Annotated in this window: 16 protein-coding genes; 7 read left to right on the top strand and 9 right to left on the bottom strand. The window is 72.0% G+C overall.

Annotation, left to right across the window (positions count from 1 at the left end):
* Nucleotides 1-470: 470 nt before the first annotated feature.
* Together GXW83_RS00935 and GXW83_RS00940 are read right to left on the bottom strand one after the other, a co-directional pair.
* Entirely contained in the window at nucleotides 471-902 is a 432-nt protein-coding gene (locus tag GXW83_RS00935; RefSeq protein WP_182440974.1) for a very short patch repair endonuclease, read from the bottom strand.
* Nucleotides 903-1,047: 145 nt separating this feature from the next.
* Nucleotides 1,048-1,629, bottom strand: a complete 582-nt coding sequence (locus GXW83_RS00940) for a TetR/AcrR family transcriptional regulator (RefSeq protein ID WP_182440975.1) — start codon at nucleotides 1,627-1,629, stop codon at nucleotides 1,048-1,050.
* 84 nt (nucleotides 1,630-1,713) lie between these two features.
* Here GXW83_RS00940 and GXW83_RS00945 point away from each other — a divergent pair, with 84 nt between their 5' ends.
* On the top strand, nucleotides 1,714-2,595 hold the full coding sequence (locus tag GXW83_RS00945; RefSeq protein WP_182440976.1) for an SDR family oxidoreductase: 882 nt from the start codon (nucleotides 1,714-1,716) through the stop codon (nucleotides 2,593-2,595).
* 232 nt (nucleotides 2,596-2,827) lie between these two features.
* Here the strand turns inward: GXW83_RS00945 and GXW83_RS00950 are convergent, their stop codons facing one another.
* Nucleotides 2,828-3,955 carry a metallophosphoesterase gene (locus tag GXW83_RS00950; protein ID WP_370466527.1) on the bottom strand — a complete coding sequence of 376 codons (1,128 nt, stop codon included), beginning with the start codon at nucleotides 3,953-3,955 and terminating at the stop codon, nucleotides 2,828-2,830.
* A gap of 830 nt (nucleotides 3,956-4,785) precedes the next feature.
* Here GXW83_RS00950 and GXW83_RS00955 point away from each other — a divergent pair.
* From GXW83_RS00955 to GXW83_RS00965, 3 genes are all read left to right on the top strand, one after another.
* Nucleotides 4,786-5,430: a hypothetical protein gene (locus tag GXW83_RS00955; protein ID WP_182440977.1), complete on the top strand. Its 645-nt coding sequence runs from the start codon at nucleotides 4,786-4,788 to the stop codon at nucleotides 5,428-5,430.
* 253 nt (nucleotides 5,431-5,683) lie between these two features.
* On the top strand, nucleotides 5,684-6,178 hold the full coding sequence (locus GXW83_RS00960; protein ID WP_182440978.1) for a Pycsar system effector family protein: 495 nt from the start codon (nucleotides 5,684-5,686) through the stop codon (nucleotides 6,176-6,178).
* The gene (locus GXW83_RS00965) at nucleotides 6,175-6,891 is read left to right on the top strand and encodes a Crp/Fnr family transcriptional regulator (RefSeq protein ID WP_182440979.1); all 717 of its coding nucleotides are present in this window, start codon (nucleotides 6,175-6,177) and stop codon (nucleotides 6,889-6,891) included. The genes GXW83_RS00960 and GXW83_RS00965 overlap by 4 nt, the downstream gene beginning before the upstream one ends.
* On the opposite strand, the gene GXW83_RS00970 is transcribed toward GXW83_RS00965, so the two are convergent.
* From GXW83_RS00970 to GXW83_RS00995, 6 genes are all read right to left on the bottom strand, one after another.
* Nucleotides 6,869-8,539, bottom strand: a complete 1,671-nt coding sequence (locus GXW83_RS00970) for a hypothetical protein (protein WP_182440980.1) — start codon at nucleotides 8,537-8,539, stop codon at nucleotides 6,869-6,871. The genes GXW83_RS00965 and GXW83_RS00970 overlap by 23 nt on opposite strands.
* Entirely contained in the window at nucleotides 8,536-9,516 is a 981-nt protein-coding gene (locus tag GXW83_RS00975; protein WP_182440981.1) for a protein phosphatase 2C domain-containing protein, read from the bottom strand. The genes GXW83_RS00970 and GXW83_RS00975 overlap by 4 nt, the downstream gene beginning before the upstream one ends.
* A gap of 117 nt (nucleotides 9,517-9,633) precedes the next feature.
* Entirely contained in the window at nucleotides 9,634-10,317 is a 684-nt protein-coding gene (locus GXW83_RS00980; protein ID WP_182440982.1) for a hypothetical protein, read from the bottom strand.
* Between the two features lie 86 nt (nucleotides 10,318-10,403).
* Entirely contained in the window at nucleotides 10,404-12,140 is a 1,737-nt protein-coding gene (locus GXW83_RS00985; protein WP_182440983.1) for a hypothetical protein, read from the bottom strand.
* Nucleotides 12,140-14,395, bottom strand: coding sequence for a hypothetical protein (locus GXW83_RS00990; RefSeq protein WP_182440984.1), 2,256 nt, complete (start codon nucleotides 14,393-14,395; stop codon nucleotides 12,140-12,142). Before GXW83_RS00990 ends, GXW83_RS00985 begins: the two co-directional genes overlap by 1 nt.
* Nucleotides 14,392-15,204 (bottom strand): hypothetical protein, encoded by an 813-nt coding sequence (locus tag GXW83_RS00995; protein WP_182440985.1) that lies wholly within the window; start codon nucleotides 15,202-15,204, stop codon nucleotides 14,392-14,394. Before GXW83_RS00995 ends, GXW83_RS00990 begins: the two co-directional genes overlap by 4 nt.
* A 465-nt stretch (nucleotides 15,205-15,669) precedes the next feature.
* Here GXW83_RS00995 and GXW83_RS01000 point away from each other — a divergent pair, with 465 nt between their 5' ends.
* The 3 genes from GXW83_RS01000 to GXW83_RS01010 all read left to right on the top strand — a co-directional run bounded on the left by GXW83_RS01000 (nucleotide 15,670) and on the right by GXW83_RS01010 (nucleotide 17,232).
* A complete protein-coding gene (locus tag GXW83_RS01000; RefSeq protein WP_182440986.1) occupies nucleotides 15,670-16,314 on the top strand; it encodes a dihydrofolate reductase family protein in 645 nt (214 codons plus the stop codon).
* A 238-nt stretch (nucleotides 16,315-16,552) separates the two neighbouring features.
* Nucleotides 16,553-16,831: a type II toxin-antitoxin system Phd/YefM family antitoxin gene (locus GXW83_RS01005; RefSeq protein WP_182440987.1), complete on the top strand. Its 279-nt coding sequence runs from the start codon at nucleotides 16,553-16,555 to the stop codon at nucleotides 16,829-16,831.
* A complete protein-coding gene (locus tag GXW83_RS01010) occupies nucleotides 16,828-17,232 on the top strand; it encodes a type II toxin-antitoxin system VapC family toxin (protein WP_370466529.1) in 405 nt (134 codons plus the stop codon). The genes GXW83_RS01005 and GXW83_RS01010 overlap by 4 nt, the downstream gene beginning before the upstream one ends.
* Nucleotides 17,233-17,254 lie beyond the last annotated feature (22 nt).

Consider the following 17,254-nt stretch of genomic DNA (forward strand, 5'->3'; position numbering starts at 1 on the left):
TGTCAGGCCGAGGCTCTCGGCGGCCCGGAGTAGGTGGGTTCAGGAAAGAACGGTCCCTCGACGTCGGCGTGCCCGTACGGCAGCCCTGGTTGTTCGGTCTCCTTCACCCCGGTCGACCACACCTACGCCTACAACGTCCCCGGCGCCATGCTCACCCCGAGGACCCGCTCGCCGGGCTGGACGAGATCCCCCGCCAGGTGCGCCGCTCCGGCATCACCATGGTCCGCGGCAACCCGCCGTCGACTCCCGGATCTTCACCCCCGACCAGGGACTGGATCCGCTGCCGACCTAGCTGATCATCGACGGCATCGTCATCGACCTGTTGACCACCGCGACCGCCCCCGGCCGGGCCGACCGGCTCGGCCACGGCGCCTGGAACCGTGTCGTACAGCCCCTGGTCGTCACCACACGTCCGTTGCTCGCGCAGGGGGCACTGGCCGCCGGCAACGTGGCGGAAGAGCCGTTCCGGCTCACCCCTTCGGCGGAGCGTCCCGGCGTGCCCGGACCTCGGAGGCGATGCGCTCCGCCACCGCCTGCGCGTCCTCGTGCTCCCAGAACCGCAGGACCGTCCAGCCCAGTGCGGTCAGATGCTCCGTGGTCTCCAGGTCCCGCGCCATGTTCCGATCGAGTTTGGTGCGCCACCAGGCAGCGTTGGCCTTCGGGCTGGTGGCATGCTGCGGGCAGCCGTGCCAGAAGCAGCCGTCGAGGAACACGGCCACCCGCGGCCCCTTGAAGGCGATGTCAGCGGTACGCCGTGCCATTCCCGGCACCGGCACGTGGATCCGGTAGCGCAGTCCCTGCCCGTACAGCTGTCGCCGCACGGCCAGCTCCATGGCCGTGTCCCGCGACACCTGCCGGGACATCCGTGAGGCAACAGCGGCGGAGGAGGCAGTCGGTGTCATGACGCCATGATGCCCAAGCAGCCACGTCGGTCGAAGGGGCGGCCGTCGGAAGGACACGACTCGCCAGTCTCGGCACCGTCCGAGCCGGATGCCTGCACGGTGGGCAGGTGACCGAGGGGCTCGCCCCACGCCGGCCGGGGTGCCGCTAGTGAAGCTCGGCGGCGGCTGCGCGGAGTTCGTCGAAGGCGGCTCGGGTGAGGGTCGCCAGCCGGCCGGGGTCCTGGTCGCGGGCGGGGTCGGTCCACCGGGCGTATCCGAGTTTGAAGGCGAGCACGCCGAGTTCCGCGGCCACCTGCGCCGTGGGTTCGGCGACACCCCGTCGCTTGAGGGCGTCGACCATCGCCGTGGCCATGCCGACGCTCTTCAAGGCCTGGCGGGTCTGCAACTCCTCGTTGGCCTCGACGGCCGCGTGCAGCAGCGGGCCGAGCTCGCGGTTGAACGAGGTCATCTCGCCCGAGGCGCGCTCCAGCCCGGCGGCGACGGCCGTCAATGGCGTCGCGTCCTCCGGGGCGCTGTCGATGCCCTCGGCCAGCAGGCGGCTCAGGGCCTCCTGCCCGGCTGTGAGGATCTCCCGCTTGTCCGCGAAGTGGCGGAAGAACGTGCTGCGCGTGAGTTCCGCGCGCTCGGAGATCTGGGCGACTGTCGTGTCGTCGTAGCCCTGCTCGGCGAACAGGCTGAGCGCCGCCACGACAAGGCGCTGGCGCGCATCCGGTTTCCATCTGGGCATGCGACCAGCCTAGTCGATGCGACATGTGTCGCATCACGGTGTACGGTGATGGGACATCAGTCGCATCACGCTTTGGAGCTCGCCATGCGCGTTTTCATCACCGGTGGAACGGGCCTCATCGGCACGGCCGTCGTCGCCGAACTGCTCACCGCGGGCCACACGGTCACCGCCCTCGCCCGATCCGACGCCTCCGCGGCGCGCGCCGAAGCCGCCGGCGCCGACGTACTCCGGGGCGGGCTCACCGACCTCGCGGCGCTGCGAACCGGCGCGGAGCAGGCCGACGGGGTCATCCACCTCGCCTTCAGCAACGATTTCAGCTCGCCCGAGGCACTCGCGCGAGGCATCGCCGAGGAGGGCGCCGCGCTGGCGGCGCTCGGCGAGGCCCTCGTCGGCACGGACCGGCCGCTCGTCACCGCCTCGGGCACGCCCGCCGTGGCGGGACGCGCGTCGACCGAGGACGACCCGCTGCCGACCGGTGGACCCGTCGGCGGACGCAGCCAGTCCGTGGGCCGCGCGCTCGCACTCGCCTCGCGCGGCGTGCGCAGTTCGGCGATTCGGTTGCCGCGCACCGTCCACAACCAGGGCCAGGGCGGGTTCGCCGGGCTGCTCACCGAGATCGCCCGCCGCACCGGCGTCGCCGGCTACCCGGGGGACGGCGCGCAGCGCTGGCCGGCCGTCCACGCGCTCGACGCCGCAGTGTTGTTCCGGCTCGCCCTGGAGAAGGCCCCGGCCGGGAGCGCGTGGCACGCCGTCGCCGACGAAGGAGACCCGGTGCGCGACATCGCCGCGGTCATCGGGCGCCGGCTCGGCCTTCCCGTCCAGTCGGTCGCGCAGGAGAGCTTCGGCGCCCTGGGCCCGATCTTCGCGGCCGACCAGCCCGCTTCCAGCGCCCACACCCGGGCCGCCCTCGACTGGAAGCCGACGCGCCCCTCGCTGCTCGACGACCTGGAGAACATCGAAGCCTGAGCGGAGTCATCCGCTTCTCAGGCGCACCGACGCCGGACCGCCCCGGCGCGGGGGTCGCACCCGACCGCAACCCCCGCGCCGGTCCCGGCCCGGGAGCGTCGCGGCTCGGGAGCGTCCCGGCTGAGTGGGCCCTGACCTGCGGCGTCCGGGCCGGTAGCGTGCGGCCTTCGGCGTCCTGCCCCCACCCGCGCCGACCGGACGCGCCCGCCTGCTGCCGGGCGCGTCCACCGCGCTAGGCGGTTGCCGGCGTGCCGCCCGACCGCAGCGTGAGCATCGTGATCTCGCTCGGCGCGAACACCCGGAAGGGCGGCCCCCAGAAGCCGGTGCCGCGGCTGGTGTAGAGCTGGGTCCGCTCCCCGTGGCGGCTCAGGCCGTGCACCACCGGCTGGTCGATCCGGACGAGGAAGTTGAACGGCCAGATCTGGCCGCCGTGGGTGTGCCCGGAGATCTGCAGGTCGATGCCGGCCGCAGCAGCCTGCGGGACGTACTTGGGCTGGTGGGCGACGAGCAGGACCGGCCGGTCCGGGTCCGTCCCCTCCAGCGCGCCGAGCAGGTTCGCGCAGTGTCCGGCCAGGCCGGAGGACTCCGCGGTCACGTCGTCCACGCCCGCGAGGACGAGCGCGTCCCCGCCGCGCTCCACCACGACATGGCGGTTGTGCAGCGGTTCCCAGCCCAGCTCCGCCATGCGGTCCAGCCAGCCCTGGGCCTCGCTGGAGTACTCGTGGTTCCCCGTGACGTAGACCTTGGCCAGCTGTGCCCGGATCGTCCCGAGCGGCGCGGACTGCTCCCGGCGCTGGACGGGCGTGCCGTCGGCGATGTCGCCGGCGTGGACCACGACGTCCGCGTCGAGCGCGTTGACTGCCACGGAAACCCGCGCCGACCAGGCCGCCCGGTCGATCGGCCCGTAGTGGGTGTCCGCCAGCACGACGACGCGGGTGCCGTCCAGGCCGCCGCCGAGACGCGGGATGTGCACGTCCAGGCGCTTCACCCGGGGCACGCGCATGGCCTCGTAGTGCCCCCAGGCCAGCAGCCCGGCCGAGACCGCGGCGACGGCCACGGCGACGATCCTGGCCCGGTCGGTGCCGCCGACGCCGAGCCCGATCAGCACGAGGTGCGCCAGGCCGCCCAGCAGCGACCAGGTGAACAGCACCCAGACCACCCCGAGGCTGGTGTCCGCGACCCGAGCGGCCCGGTCGGACCGCCGCGCCCCGTGCCCCGCGACCATCAGGAAGGGGAAGCCGACCAGCCACGCGGCGAAGACGACGGTACCGGCCAGGAAGACCGGGAACGGCCAGTCGGCGCCGGAGCCGAACAGCGTCCACCAGGGCGGCAGGCACAGGATCAGCAGGACGAGGACCATTACGGCCAGCCGTCGACGCATCGATCGCCGGGGCCGCGCGCCCCCACCCGGGTTCTCGGCGCGCGGTCCGGCAGCCGTCCCGGCCCCGGGCCGGGCGACGGCCACGACGGTCTCCGCCCCCTCAAGGTCCGATCGAACGCCTGACTCCGACCCGATGGATGTGCTGTCGCTCACTGCGCTGCCCCTCACGTCCGCTGACCCCCATCATCCGGCACGCGGAGCCCATGGGCACCGCCCACTCCCGCAGAGCCTCCGCGACCGCGTGACCGCCACCCGCCGTCCGCCGCCGCGCCGACAGCGAGGAACGGCAACCCCCTCATCGGCATCCCGCCCGGCCGGGACGATCCTGCTGGCCGTCCCCCGGTCGCCGTCCCCGACACGCACGACGGACGGCGGACGGTGGACGGCGGAAGACGAACGACAGACGACGCGCGACGGACGCGAAGCCGTCCGGCGTGACTCCCGAACCCGAACGCCGTAGGCACGATGCTCCCGCCCCGAGGGGCCCGCCTCAGCGACCCGGCGAATGCGACGCCCGGGCGGCCCAGCACCGGAAGCCGTCCAGGCCGTCGGGCCGAGGGCACCGCGTACCACCAACCATCGTCCAACGATCCGTCCCGGCTTCCTGGGCGCGCGCTTCGACGGCATGATCAGCGACAACAAGGACTGAGCTCGATCCGCCCGCCTGTGCCCGGCTGCTGCTGCGGCCGGGCCCCGACGAGAGAACACCCGTGCACCCCTACGACCCTCCTGGCCTCCCCGGCAGTGCCCGGCGCCCCATCGGTGGCAGCCACCAACCCGCCCATCCGGCCCCGCCGCCGTTCCCCGTGATGACCCCTCAGGACTGGGGTTTCCTGTGCGGCCTGCTGGCGACCAAGACTCCGCAGGAGCTCGCCGCCCGCCCGTTCGTGCCGACGGCGGCCAAGCTGAGCCAGGGTGAACAGGCACTGCTCACCGCGCCCGCCCAGCGGCACACCTGGAAGCCCACGTCGGCACCCCAGTACCAGCGCCACAACCTGTCCGCCCGGGGCTCCGTGCCGTTCCTGCTCGCTGCCCACGCCGTCAACGAGGGCATCAACGCGATCAACAAGTCCCGCGCCCAGTCCAAGGCGCAGGGCCAGTGGATCGTCGAGTCGTCCGGGACGCTCACCGTCACCACCCACGGCGTGCACTACCTGCACCCCGAGACCTGGGCGACGATCCACTGGACCAACTCGGAGATGTGCGAACTTCCGGCCCCCGACGTGTACGAGGTCCACTTCCGCACCGGCCAGAGCGGCAACCGGCTCGGCCTGCGGCTGCGTACGATCTGGGCGCCCCTGCTGTTCGCCATGACCGCGTTCGCCTCCCACCCCGGCCACCCCCGCCTGCACGACCGGTCATGGGTGCCCCCGCAGGTCGCCCACCTGTACCCCGAGGTGTCGGCCGACCTCGCCCGCCGGGCCGCCCAGCGCGCCCGAGGCGAACACCCCTGACCACGCCACCCCGCCCCGCCCCCAGCGGCCTCCGCCCCACCGGCCGGAGGCCGCACCGCGTCCCGCTCAACGCACGCTCCCGGCGTCCAGACCCCGTGTTCCGTTCGGGACGGGGGGTCGCGCTGCCCGCGTGGCGGCGCCCGCTCGGGTGTCCGCGCGACACGCTGTTGCCGGTCCGGTTCGCGGATATCCTGCGGAAGAGAACTGACTTGCCGCAAGCCGGAGTTGACGGTTTCGCACTAGGGGGGGTTCGGTGTCGGACGAGCGCGCGATCGAGACTGCCTGGCACATCCACGACTACCTGAACGATCTCACGAGCAAGATCGACGCCAAGGCGTCCTTCGCGTTGGCGCTGGAGTCGGGTGCGTTGGGCGGTGTGGCGGCCCTGTCGGGGAGCGGTCACCGTCTCGGGCATCTCGTGGGGTGGCCGGCCCAGGCGCTGTTCTGGTGCGGGGTGGCGGCTCTCGGGCTGGGCGCGCTGGCCGCGGTACTGGTGGTGGTCCCGCGAGGCGGGGACGGGCGCGACCGTACCGCGCCGAGGGGCTGGATCTACTACGGTGATCTGCGCCATTGGACGCCGGAGGAGGTGACCGTGCGCCTCGGCAACAGCGACGCGCTGCCCGCGCTGAGTCGGCAACTGGTCGCGCTGAGCCGGATCGCGTGGATCAAGGACCGGGGCGTGCGGCACTCCCTGGCCCTGGCGTGTCTCGGCGTCGCCCTGATCACGCTGGCAGGGGTGCTGGGATGACGGACCCGAGAACCGCCCCGCCGGTACAGGAAGGCAGTGGCGCGACCTTCTGGTCGTGGCTCGGTCCGGACGCCAGGGACGCCCTGGTCCGCGCCGCGCGTCCGGTCCGTCACCAGCCGGGGGAGACCCTGCTGCGTGCCGGTGAACACTCGGACCACCTCGTCGTGGTGCGGTCCGGCTGCGTCAAGGTGATGCTCGACTCCAGTACCGGGCACAGCGCGGTGCTGGCGCTGCGCGGCCCGGGCGACCTGCTCGGCGAGCAGGCCGGCATCGGCGGGACGACCCGCAGCGCCACGCTGCAGGCACTCACCGACGTCACCTGTTGGACGCTTCCCCTGGCCGAGTTCAGCCGGCTCCAGCTGGCCGAGGCCGGCATCGGCGCGGCGCTGCAGCGGGTCCTGTCCGAGCGGCTGCGCGAGGCGGACCGGATGCGCGCGGCAACGGCGGAGCCGGTACAGACCCGGCTTGCCGCGCTCCTGCTGGAACTCGCAGCCCGCTACGGGTCCGAAAGCGACGACGGGCAGGCACGCGTCCACCTGCCGCTGTCCCAGGACGATCTGGCAGGCCTCGTCGTCAGTTCACGCCGCACCGTGAGCCGGGTCTTCGAGCAGTGGCGCCAGAACGGCTGGGTGGTCACCGGCCGTCTGGAGGTGCGGGTGCTGCGCGTGGACGTGTTGCGGTCGCTGGCCTTCACAACTGGTCAGCCGTCCTGACGGTCAGACCGTACTGCTGCGCGATGGGCGTCCAGACTGTGACGAACGCCTGCTTGTCGGCGGTCGCCTGCCGGCTGTCGTCGTCGGCGGCGTCCCAGTTCGAGGTGTGATCGGCCCCGCTGCTGCCGCAGCTGCCGTTCTGGACGTCCTGGGCCCAACTTGCGAACGCCTGGTCGGCCTGGATCGACTCGGTCCATGCCTGCTTGAGGTCGCTGACAACCTGGTCGCCGCCGGGCAGGGCAGACACGTCCAGCGCTCCCAGCTGGCTGAGCAGGTCTTGCCGGGTCTGCGCCGCCTGTTGCAGCGCTGACACGTCGTTGCTCAGATCCCCGCCGCTCGTGCAGTTGTCGACATCGTTCACCGCGTCGGTCACCTGGGAGCGTGTCCCGTCGTTCTGCGACAGGAGCTGATCGATCGCAGCTGCCTGCTGCTGGGCACCGTCCGGGCTCGGCGAGCCGGTCCCGGTGCCGTTGCCCTGCTCCTGGTCCTGCTGGGTCGTGGTGCCGACCGCCGAGCTCCCGCTTGCGTCCGTGCGGGCGGCTCCGCTGTGGGTGGCGGCGAACCAGATGCTGATCAGGAGGACCAGCGCGCCCAGCGCCCGCAGCAGCGTTCGCGGCCTGACGGTCGGCACCGTCGGTGGAGGCTTCTTCCCGGCCGGGGGCTGGGCCGGGCCTGCCTTCCGCGTGCCGTTCGGGCCCGATGGCCTCGGCGCTGACGCGCCCTGTGGTGCGGACGAAGGCGCCGGCTGTTCGGTGCCGGTTTGCGGCGCCGGTGCGGGCCGCGGCGGGGGCGGTGGCACGGTGCCCGCCGCGCGCGCCGCCTCACGAAGCGGACCGGTCCAGGCACTGGGTCCGGGCCTGCGGGAGGGGTCGGCGTGCGCGCTGAGATCCGCCAACTGGCCCAGTTCGGGCAGGAGTCGGCGGAGCACATCGGCGTGGAAGCCGTCCTGCTCCTTGGCCAGCAGCCGGGTGGCGAGCCTGCCGAACTTCGCTGCGTCGGTCGCCTGGGTAGCGATCGGCTCTCCCGCCGCCGAGGACCATCCGGGCGTCTCCACCTGGGGGAGCGCGTCGCAGCCCGCCAGCCGCATGGCATCGCAGTCGATGAAGAAGCTCCCGGGGGTGGGACGCATTCGGTAGAGGACGTTCTTCGGCGAGAAGTCGCCCACGACGATGCCGAGCCGGTGCAGCCGGTCCATGGCCTCGGCCACCTCGGCCAGCAGGCGCAGCCGCTGCTCCGTGCTCGGCAGCGGGAGCTGCGCGCGCTGGAGGTACTCGTCGGGGTTCAGCAGGAACTCCAGCCCTGCCGCACGCTCCACGCCGGCGGCGCTCACGAAGAAGTCCCGCGGCACCAAGCGCATCAGGAAGCCGCAGGTGCTGCCGGAGTCGTCCTCGACGACCGCCGCAGGCCAGCAGGTGTTCTCGCAGAGCCAGCGCGCGTCCGCCTCGTCCAGCTCGGCCGGAAGGTCCGCCATCTTCCGCAGCACACTGACGTTCAGCCTGGCCCGGGTCTCGGGCTTGTAGCGCTTGTAGGCGACCTCCCACTGCTGGTTGATCCGCCGGTTCGCCACGCGGAAGACCTCGCCCTGACCGCCCTTGCCGAGCGGCACCCCGCCGAGGTCCAGCTCCTTCTCCCGGACAGCCGCCGTCACGTGCCGCCTCCGGAGTGCTGCCGGCGCTGCCAGACGGCGAGCAGCGTGCGGTCGTCGTCGAAGGTCTCCCGGGAGAAGTCCAGCAGGTGCGCGAACTCCAACGGCGGCGGTGGCGCTGCCAACCGCTCGGCAAAGAGCCTGCCGACCTGGCCGGTGCCGTCACCGAGCGGTCCACCGAACCCGTCCGTGCCGACCAGCAGGACGCCGCGGTCCGGGAGGACGAAGCCGCGCGGACGGATCCCGCTGCTCACATAGGGCAGCGGGTGGACGGCGGACGAGGCGACCTCCTGGTCCCCTGGCGGTGGCTGCTCCCAGATCGGCTCGTAGACCTCGCCCCTGAGCACCCAGGCGTTGGAGTCCCCGATGCGGACCAGCGAGACCTGGAGCCCGTCCGGTGTCGGCGTGACCAGCCCGGCGACGAGCGTCGTTGCGAGCAGGTGCGCTGTCTCGTCGATGCCGACCGAACCGGCCGCGGTGCGCTCCAGCACCCGGGAGGCGTGGTCACGAAGGGCGTAGGCGCCGGCGCTGAGCACCTGCGGCAGGTCGATGTCGGCGTGCGCGCGGCCGCCGTCCAGCTGGGCGACGACGGTGTCCACGGCGGTGCGGCAGGCCAGGGTGGCGCCCAGATGCGGCTGTCGCGCCTTGGAGACGCCGTCGGCCACGGCGAAGACCAGGGCTCCGGTGCGGGGGTCCACCGCGAGCGCCACGTCGTCCTCGCGCGGTCGGTCGCCGTAGCGGTGGCGGTCCCCGCGGACGGACGCCATGCGGACGGTGAACGCATGCGTCGACCAGCCGTCGACGATGGTGTCGGGCCGGTACGACAGCGAGGCCGCGCCCGGGGGTCGCGCCTCGAACACGGTGCTGGGGACGCCGATCTCGGCCCGTCGCGGGAAGCCCTCCGGCCCACCGCCGGCGGCTGCCGACGGCGGTGGGACGACGGGCGGCGGCGGGTTCAGCACGTTTCCCCAGTCGTCCATCCAGTCGTCGACACCCCGCCTGTCGGGCAATCGGCTCCGGCCCGGGGGCAGTTCGCGCGAGCCGGGTACGGCAGGCTCGTCCGGCCGGAATGCTCGGAAGCTCATGCGGCGCCCCGCTCAGACCACGTCGATGGCCATGCGGAAGCCTGCCGGCTTCTCCACGACCAGTTCGGGGGAGTCGCTGCCCAGGGACAGGCCGGACTCGATGACGCTGGTGGTCAGCGCGGTGCAGAAGGTGGCGATCGCGGCGCCGACGTCGGCGCCGGGGATCGAGACGAAGGCGTACTCCGGGTTGGTGGCCACCTGCACGATGGTTGCCGCCTCCACGTCGTCGCCGATGCCGCAGGCGACGATGTTCGGGGCCGCGCGGGTGATCCCGCGGTCGGTCAGCTGGTGGTGCGTGGTGGCCCAGTCCTCGCGGCCGTTCGGCTGACCGTCGGTCAACATGAAGACCGCCGGCCGGTGCACCGTGTAACCCTGCTGCTTGAACTCGGTGATGTCCCGGGGGATGCAGGTGAGCAGCTCCTGGAAGGCCGCTCGGTAGCTGGTGCCCCCGCGGTCGCTCTCCAGGAGCGGGAGCTCGTTCTCCCGGCGGAGGTCGGCGGCGCGCAGTCGGACGGTGGCCCGGTGGGAGAAGCCGATCACCGAGAAGCGGACCTTGGCTGCCGCCATGGGCTCGCCGAGCAGCGCGGTGTGCAGGGAGGAGAGCCCGGCGTTGAGCTCCGCGATGTGCCTCTCCATCGAGCCCGACTCGTCGGCGAGCACGTACATGGGGACGAGATTGCCTCTGTTGTCAGCCATGGAGGCGGACCTGCCTTTCAGGGCGTGCTGATGTGCATCGGTGGTGTGCGGGCTGACCGTGCCCGCGGACGGAACGTCGTTCGGGTTCAGCCGAGTTGGCGCAACCCGGGCGGGCAGACCGGGGCCAGTTCGAGCCGCCCGCGGAGCAGGCCGGTGCCCAGCTCCCGTACGGTGTCGTTCAGCAGCAGCGCGAACTCCTCCGCAGCGGCCGTCGGATCGAGGTGCGGCCGGGCGACGAAGGCCAGCTCGCTCCGGCTCGCCATGGCGGCTGTGGTCTCCGCGCCCGCCTGGCCGATCCCCACGGCGACGATCGCCGGCTGGTAGGGCGCGCCCGGGCCGGTCAGCGCGGTGAGCTGGTTCCGCCACGCCGAACCGTCCTCCGCGACGCCCGCGACGAGAAGGAAGACGATCGGCCGGTGAACGGTCGGATGATCCCCCTTGAGCTGGTCGACGTCGCCCGGGACGACCTTGGCGAGCTGCTCGAACGCCGTCCCGTAGCGGGCGCCGGTGCGCACGTCCGGAACCGGCATGACCGTGCCCCAGTCGACGCGGGTCATCGGCAGCGCGACCCGGGTGTCCTCGGCCACGGTCAGGACGGACAGGCGGATGCGTTCTGCGATGCCGGGGACCGTCAGCAGCGTCGTGTGCAGGGAGCGGAGACCGTTGCCGAGCGTCTGGGCGCAGGCGGCCGCCGCCGGCGACTCGTCGAGGACGACGTAGACGGGCAGCACGCCGACGCCCGGGGAGGCGTCGTGCGCGGGAGCGTCCCCAGGGGCGCCCGCCCTGGTACCCGGCCCGGGACCGGAGCCGGCGGGGTTGCCGGTGGTCGCCTTGCCCCAGTAGACGGGCGGCAGCTCCGAGGCCGCCGGCGTCGGAGCCGCGCCACGTGGCAGACCGCCCAGTACTTCGTTGCGCAGTTGCTCCACATCGACCGGCTGGAGCAGACCCTCCTTGAGGACCGCATGGAACAGGGCATCGCTGCGCACGGAGTTCTGCGCGACGAGGTCCGCCTGGAGCTGCATCTGGTGCAGGACCTGTGCGATCGCCCCGGCGGTGTCCTCGGGATGCTGGGCCAGGTGCGCGCGGAGCAGGGCCTGGAGGTCCATGCTGCTGCCGGCCAGCTCCCGCATCCGTTCCTGCTGCTGTGCCAGCCGGGCTTCCTCGACGGCCCGTTCCCGCTCCAGCTGTCCGCGCAGCCGTGCGGCCTCGAGCTGGTTCTCACTCTCCACCCTGGCCTTGGCCAGGTCGTGTTCGGCGTAGCCCCGCTTCAGATCGCGCTTGGCCTGCGTCAGGCCGGTCAGGTGGCGCTGTGCCGCCTGGTCCGGGTTGAGTTCGACCAGACACCGGTGGACGGTGATCCCCTCGTCGAGTACCAGGTGCTGGTCGAAGCGCTGGTTCATCGCCGCCTCGGCTCTGGCCGCGTCCTCGATGGCGAACCGGCGGGAGATGCCGCGAAGCACCTGGGCGACCTGCCCGTAGACCACGGTGAGGGCGTCCTGGACGTTGCGCCGCACGATCTCGGTCGGGTCGGTGACCCGGAAGCTGATGTCCAGGGCGGCCTGGAAGAAGTGGACCTGGTCGCTGCAGGGCATGGGCGAGCTCTCCAGCCGCGCCCTGCGGTGGTGGTCGCTCATGTCGACCTCGTAGCGGGTGCTGAAGCGGCCCAGGAACTGGTCGGACAGAGACGGCAGACGGTCCCGGAGCCAGTACAGCTGCCCGACGGAACTGGCGTACACCACCGCGCGGTTGGGGTCGATCGCCGCGACCGGCCCGATCCTGCGGACGGGCTGTCGGCTGAGAATCAGAGGGAGTTGGGGTGGCATCACAGAACCTTCTGGGCGGCCCGGCTCCCGGAGAGCCGAGCGGTGACTTCTACGGCGCAGGCAGCCACAGGCGATCCGGCCTCCTGCGCCCACTCGGCGGCGCAGCGTTGGATGATCGCCGTGGTGCGGGCGTTGTCGTGGGCGACGGCCGCGACGAGGCGCAGGAACGCCTCGCACAGCGGTCGATCGGCGCCGGCCCGAGCAGCCCAGGTGCGCAGCACCTGGGTCGCCTCACGGTGGTGGATCGGTTCGTTGAGGGCGGTACGCCAGAGTTCCACGAGCAGCGCGCGGGACTCCGGACGCAGGTCGGCGTGGCGCAGCAGGCCCGGCCACTGGACCTCGGTCGTCGCGCCCGTGGCCGCCTCCTCGCCGTCCGCCGTGTCGACCAGCTGCGCGGCCACGATGAGGAAGGCGAGCAGGGCGCTCGGGCGGGACTGCCAGTCGGCCAACGACTGGTGGAGTCGCATCAGCGTCACCGTCACCAGGACCGTGTGCTCGGTGAGCACGTCGGTCAGGCTGTCGCCGATGGCCACGGCAACCCGGATGCTGTCGACGGGGGCCAGCCGGACGAGCGCATCGATCGCGGCCATCGGGGCGGCCCCGCCGAGGGCGACGCCGTACACCCGTGCAGCCGTGGCCTGCGCGTTGGGGTCGTCGTCCCGGTGCCAGGACCGCGCGAGGTCCTCGACCACCGGACGCAGTTGCTCGTCGTGGACGCACACGGACAGGGCGTAGGCGACCGTGTTCTGCCGGTTGCGGTCCCCGCCGTAGGCCCAGGGCCGGAGCGAGTGGTCGGTCAGATACTCGAACGACCGGCAGGCCAGCAGGCCGAGGGCGACACCCGCGTAGATCCGCACCTGTTCCGAGGGGTCTTCGGCCAGCCGCCCCAGCCAGCCGAGCAGCACGTCCTGGACCTGGTACTCGCACCAGGTGTGCAGGATGATCTGGGCTGGATAGGTCGGGTCCTGGTAGCCGACCGAGGTGGCGGGCACCTGGCCGACCGCCGTGCGCACCGGCGCGGTGCTCGTCCGGGCGCGCAGCAGGGCGAGCCGGCGCCGCAACGGCAGCCCGTACGGATCGGGCACCCCGCGGGTGGGGCTGTCCTCCTCCTGCGGGGCCTGGGCCAAGGGGTCGTCCCGGCGCAGCAGCGCCCGTTGCAGCTGCCGGGTGGCGGCCGCGATCTGTTCGTGCGGAAGGCCGTTGAGCACGGCCAGGGCGATGGCGTGGCTGTGCAGGCGGGGATCGCGCAGTCCCTCGATCCAGATCTCGAAGTCCTCCGCGCTGCGGCTCGCCAGCCGATGCCGGACCCGGCCGAGGTCGAGCAGCTCGGTGTCGGCCGCCTCCACCTCGTCCACCAGCGCCGACGCCAGGTCGGCGGCGAGCTTGGCGGGGGTCTCCTCGCCGAGGTGGTCCTCCAGCAGTTGCTGCACCTTCGTGTCGGCGAGCAGTCGGGCGGCCTGTCCCGTACCGAGCTGCCACTGGAGAAACCGCTCGACCAGACGGGACGGGCCCGGACGGCCGTCGAGAGTGGCGACGTAATCGAGCAGCTCCGCGTCGTTCATCCCGGAGTCCGCCACCTGGGTGATGACCACGCGGGCATCGATCCGCTCCAGACTGTCCTCCATGGCGTGGAGGGCGGCAGCGGTGAGACCGGTGGTGCGGGCGGGCCGGTCGAGCAGGAGCCCGGTGCCGGACAGCTGGTCCGCGTTGGCATCCACCAACTGCGGCAGTTCGGCCGGAGCGGTGTCGTGGCCCAGACTGAAGATCCGGTCGTGGGTGTGGCCGAGGAGCAGCCGGATGGCCGCGGTGGTCTTTCCCCAGCCGTCGGGTGCGCGCACGATGACGACGCGGCGCTTGCCGAAGGCGGCGAGCACCTCGGGCCAGCCGTTCGGCTCGACGAAGGCGTGCTGCGCCCGGTCCAGCAGCAGGGGCGAGAGCCGGCCGAGCCGCCGTCGGGTGTTGCCCGAGAAGAAGACGTACTTGTTGCCCGAGACGAAGTCGCCGCCGACGTTGCTGTAGGCGTCCTGCCGGGCGTTGTGCCGGAAGGCGCCCTGGCCGAAGCCGCCGGTGGCGTCCGAGGCCTCGGTGTCCGACTCGGCCGCGTCGGGCTTCTCCTGCGCCGGACCGGACGCCGTCGCCCCCTGGCCGGATCCTTCGGGCTTCTCCCCAGCGCCTGCGCCGCCCGGGTGGGGACCTGTGCCCCCAGCGTCCACCGGCGCTGCGCCGGAGGTCATGGCGTCCGGAGCGGGACTCATCGGTCACCTCGGCGCGGCGGCTCCAGACCGACGTACTTGTCGCCGCCGACCGCGTCGCCCTCCACGGTCCCGATGTGGAACACGGTGGACCGTGCGAAGCCCTGGGTGCGCGGCGCTGAGGCCGAGGCCGGCTCGGACACCGCACGGGGGTCGCGGTCGCGTCCCGGAGCGGGGCTCTCGCCCTGGGCGGCGCCGGCCCGCGCAGTGGTCCGGCCCAGGCCGGGCGGCGCCGGGAGGCCGGGGACGGTGATCCAGGCACGCGTCCGGACACCGTGCTTGATCTCGATGTCGGCGGGAAGGTAGCCCGCCGGATCGATCGAGCGGTAGCCGTGCCTGATGACGTCGTGGAAGACCGTGTCGGACACAGCGAAGACCAGCGGAGAGCCGACGGCCGATCGCAGTGCCGTCCGCAGCGGCTCACAGTCCACCAGGCGGAAGGCCATGTTGACGGCGTCTCCGGACCACCCCCGTGGGTCCGGAGACGCCAGCCCTTGATGCATCGACAGCCGGAGCCGGAGCCCGTACCCGGAGTCGGTGCCCTGTGAGCGTTCCAGCAGGACGTCGTGCAGGGCGCGCACGAACCGCCCTGCGAGTAAGCGCGGCGGGAGGTCGGGGCGGGCGACCAGCAGGGCGCCGTCCCCGCGGTCCTCCACGTCCAGGTCGCCTGCGGCGAGTCCGGCCTCGGCCTGGGACTCGTCGAGTACCCGGTACATCTCCTCCCGCAGCATCCCCTGCGGCGGGTCCAGGCGGGTACTGAAACCCTCGACGTCCAGCACCATGATCCATCGGTGCAGCGCGTCGATTGCCATGCGAACTCTCCCCGTGGGTGGCTGAGTGTCTTCCTTGGCCTGTGTGGCCCTTGCCTATGGAAGTACAGCTGCGGCGGCATGTATACGCCATCTGGCGCACAGCGCACCGAGCCGACGAAACTTCCTGCGGCTCGGGGAGACGAGAGTACCCCGCCCCGGCTGATGTGCTTGGCAGAAAACAGGATTGAACATGCGTCAGACGATCTGCGTGAGCGATCCCGGGATGCGACAGCCCCTGACCGCGCGCCGGTCGGGGCCATGCGTTTGATCGGAGCGGCGTGCCTCAGAGCTTCACCGGAGGCGATCGAACGTTCCCCCGGCTGCGGGGTCGAGGACGGTCAGCACGTTGCCGACGGCATCGTTCCGGTCCTGGGGGCCGTTCCCTCGGCGAGTGGTTCGGCTGATGTCAGTGGGCGAGTCTAGGCTCCGTTTGACGAGGAAGTCCGAGTGAGGAACGTGAGTGGCATGTCGCGTGTTCGAGTGCACAACTTCAGCGTGTCACTGGACGGGTTCTCCGCCGGGGAAGGACAGAGCCTGGAAGCCCCGTTCGGGCATGCCGGGACTCGGCTGGTCGACTGGTTTCTTCAGACCCGCGCTTTCAAGGAGACGCACGGCCAGGCCGGCGGCGGCAGCGGTGTCGACGACGCCCTTGCCTGGACCTGGGGGGCCGGGATCGGGGCGGAGATCATGGGCCGCAACAAGTTCGGCCCTCAGCGCGGCCCGTGGACCGACGAGGAGTGGAAGGGCTGGTGGGGGGACAACCCGCCGTTCCACACCCCGGTGTTCGTGCTGACGCACTACCCGCGCCCGTCACTGGAGATGGAGGGCGGCACGGTCTTCCACTTCGTCGACGCCTCGCCGCAGGAGGTGCTGCGGCAGGCCCGCGAGGCGGCGGACGGCCTCGATGTGCGGATCGGTGGAGGCCCGGCCACGGTCAGGCAGTTCCTCGCGGAGGACCTGGTCGACCACCTCCACGTCGCCGTCGTACCGATCGTCCTGGGCCGCGGTGAGCGACTGTGGGACGGGCTGGAGGGACTGGAGCAGCGGTTCCGGGTGGAGTCGGTGACAACACCCAGCGGCACCACCCACATGACCTTCACCCGCCCGTAGCTCCGCCGACCCGCCGTAGCAGGGCCCCACCCGGCCGACCGAGCTGAAAACTGAGACGCAAATGCCCCCTCGGCGTTTGCACTGGCTGGACCGGCCCAAGTGGTGCGTGAAGCTGACAGGCACGGCATGCAGGAACGTGCAGGGTTGCATGCAGCCGGAATGAACGAAGACCGGCCGGGGCGAGCCTCGACCTCGCTCGGGTGTAGCGCAGTGCATTACGGCGCAATACGCTGGCTCCATGAAGACCATCACCCAGCGGGAGCTCGCCGCGCGCTCCAAAGCTGTGCTCGATGATGTAGAGGCGGGTGAGACTTACCACATCACCCGCAATGGCAACGAAATAGCCGAGGTGCGCCCGCTCAGCAGCAGACGCCGCTTCGTCCCGGTGGAGGAGCTGCAGCGGAAGTGGCGCCACGCGCCGCAGGTCGATGCCGCTCGGATGCGGGCGGAGGCAGACGCGTTCTTCGGCCCTGAGGACCGTATCGATGACGACGGCAATCCATGGGATCGCACGTGACCGACAGGCTGGCGCGCGGAATGCTGGACACGCGTGTCGTCATTGATCTGCCGCTGATCGATTCCAGCCTCCTGCCTGTGGAGACCGCTGTCTCCGCGATCGTCCTGGCGGAACTGGCCCAAGGCGTGGCGATGACGAAGGACCCGGCGGAGATGATGGCGCGAGCACAACGCCTGGCCGACGTGGAGGCAGAGTTCGCGGCAATCCCCTTTGACCGGGAGGCCGCCCGCAGGTTCGGAACTCTCGTCGCGCTCACCGTAAAGGCGAATCGCAACCCCCGCCCTCGTCGTATGGACCTGATGATCGCTGCTACGGCTGCCGCCCATGGACTCCCGCTCTTCACGCGGAACGGCGATGACTTCAAGGGGCTCGAGCAGGGCGTCGAGATCATCCCTGTATGAGCGTCCCCGCCTGCCCGAGGGT

Origin of the sequence: Streptacidiphilus sp. PB12-B1b, assembly GCF_014084125.1 — a bacterium.
In the GTDB taxonomy this organism is placed as follows: Bacteria; Actinomycetota; Actinomycetes; order Streptomycetales; family Streptomycetaceae; genus Streptacidiphilus.

Excerpts from the sequence above, each read along its gene's own strand:
- GXW83_RS00980 (WP_182440982.1), bottom strand. The coding sequence starts at position 10,317 with ATGGCTGACAACAGAGGCAATCTCGTCCCCATGTACGTGCTCGCCGAC.
- GXW83_RS00945 (WP_182440976.1), top strand. The coding sequence starts at position 1,714 with ATGCGCGTTTTCATCACCGGTGGAACGGGCCTCATCGGCACGGCCGTC.
- GXW83_RS01005 (WP_182440987.1), top strand. The coding sequence starts at position 16,553 with ATGAAGACCATCACCCAGCGGGAGCTCGCCGCGCGCTCCAAAGCTGTG.
- GXW83_RS00935 (WP_182440974.1), bottom strand. The coding sequence starts at position 902 with ATGACACCGACTGCCTCCTCCGCCGCTGTTGCCTCACGGATGTCCCGG.
- GXW83_RS00965 (WP_182440979.1), top strand. The coding sequence starts at position 6,175 with ATGACGGACCCGAGAACCGCCCCGCCGGTACAGGAAGGCAGTGGCGCG.
- GXW83_RS00985 (WP_182440983.1), bottom strand. The coding sequence starts at position 12,140 with ATGCCACCCCAACTCCCTCTGATTCTCAGCCGACAGCCCGTCCGCAGG.
- GXW83_RS00975 (WP_182440981.1), bottom strand. The coding sequence starts at position 9,516 with ATGGACGACTGGGGAAACGTGCTGAACCCGCCGCCGCCCGTCGTCCCA.
- GXW83_RS00990 (WP_182440984.1), bottom strand. The coding sequence starts at position 14,395 with ATGAGTCCCGCTCCGGACGCCATGACCTCCGGCGCAGCGCCGGTGGAC.
- GXW83_RS00950 (WP_370466527.1), bottom strand. The coding sequence starts at position 3,955 with ATGGTCCTCGTCCTGCTGATCCTGTGCCTGCCGCCCTGGTGGACGCTG.
- GXW83_RS00995 (WP_182440985.1), bottom strand. The coding sequence starts at position 15,204 with ATGGCAATCGACGCGCTGCACCGATGGATCATGGTGCTGGACGTCGAG.
- GXW83_RS00940 (WP_182440975.1), bottom strand. The coding sequence starts at position 1,629 with ATGCCCAGATGGAAACCGGATGCGCGCCAGCGCCTTGTCGTGGCGGCG.
- GXW83_RS00955 (WP_182440977.1), top strand. The coding sequence starts at position 4,786 with ATGACCCCTCAGGACTGGGGTTTCCTGTGCGGCCTGCTGGCGACCAAG.
- GXW83_RS01000 (WP_182440986.1), top strand. The coding sequence starts at position 15,670 with ATGTCGCGTGTTCGAGTGCACAACTTCAGCGTGTCACTGGACGGGTTC.